Consider the following 1,485-nt stretch of genomic DNA (forward strand, 5'->3'; position numbering starts at 1 on the left):
GAGTGGGCCGGGCACGCTGTTGGGTATCTGAGGGTACGGACTTTCGAGTCTGGACCTTCGTGATGCCGGCCCCAGTGAACTCGCCGAGTGTGGCGGGGTGATGGGTGGCTGGTCGTTGCTTGAGAACTGCACAGTGGACGCGAGCATCTGTGGCCAAGTTTTTAAGGGCGCACGGTGGATGCCTTGGCACCAGGAACCGATGAAGGACGTGGGAGGCCACGATAGGCCCCGGGGAGCTGTCAACCAAGCTTTGATCCGGGGGTGTCCGAATGGGGAAACCCGGCAGTCGTCATGGGCTGTCACCCGCTGCTGAACACATAGGCAGTGTGGAGGGAACGCGGGGAAGTGAAACATCTCAGTACCCGCAGGAAGAGAAAACAACCGTGATTCCGGGAGTAGTGGCGAGCGAAACCGGATGAGGCCAAACCAGTCACGTGTGATACCCGGCAGGGGTTGCGTGGTTGGGGTTGTGGGATCTCTTTTTCATCGTCTGCCGGCGATGAGACGAGTCAGAAACCGTTGGTGTAGGCGAAGGGCATGCGAAAGGCCCGGCGTAGAGGGTAAGACCCCCGTAGCTGAAACATTAACGGCTCGTTTAAGAGACACCCAAGTAGCACGGGGCCCGAGAAATCCCGTGTGAATCTGGCGGGACCACCCGTTAAGCCTAAATATTCCCTGGTGACCGATAGCGGATAGTACCGTGAGGGAATGGTGAAAAGTACCGCGGGAGCGGAGTGAAATAGTACCTGAAACCGTGTGCCTACAAGCCGTGGGAGCGTCGCGCATCGAGCTTGCTCGGTGCGTCGTGACTGCGTGCCTTTTGAAGAATGAGCCTGCGAGTTTGCGGTATGTTGCGAGGTTAACCCGTGTGGGGAAGCCGTAGCGAAAGCGAGTCCGAATAGGGCGTTGAGTAGCGTGCCCAAGACCCGAAGCGGAGTGATCTAGCCATGGGCAGGTTGAAGCGGAGGTAAGACTTCGTGGAGGACCGAACCCACCAGGGTTGAAAACCTGGGGGATGACCTGTGGTTAGGGGTGAAAGGCCAATCAAACTCCGTGATAGCTGGTTCTCCCCGAAATGCATTTAGGTGCAGCGTCGTGTGTTTCTTGCCGGAGGTAGAGCACTGGATAGGCGATGGGCCCTACCGGGTTACTGACCTTAGCCAAACTCCGAATGCCGGTAAGTGAGAGCGCGGCAGTGAGACTGTGGGGGATAAGCTCCATGGTCGAGAGGGAAACAGCCCAGAGCATCGACTAAGGCCCCTAAGCGTGTGCTAAGTGGGAAAGGATGTGGAGTCGCAGAGACAACCAGGAGGTTGGCTTAGAAGCAGCCATCCTTGAAAGAGTGCGTAATAGCTCACTGGTCAAGTGATTCCGCGCCGACAATGTAGCGGGGCTCAAGCACACCGCCGAAGTCGTGTCATTGCAGCAATACGGCCAACGCCGGCTGTGATGGGTAGGGGAGCGTCGTGTGCCGGGTGAAGCAGC

1 rRNA gene (running past one end of the window) is annotated in these 1,485 nt (G+C 58.0%); it reads left to right on the top strand.

Annotated elements, in window-relative coordinates:
* The first annotated feature begins 151 nt into the window (after positions 1-151).
* A 23S ribosomal RNA gene (locus tag ACH4FH_RS38800) occupies positions 152-1,485 on the top strand (it continues 1,888 nt past the right edge of the window).

It is taken from the genome of Streptomyces sp. NPDC017993, assembly GCF_044328065.1.
GTDB lineage: Bacteria > Actinomycetota > Actinomycetes > Streptomycetales > Streptomycetaceae > Streptomyces.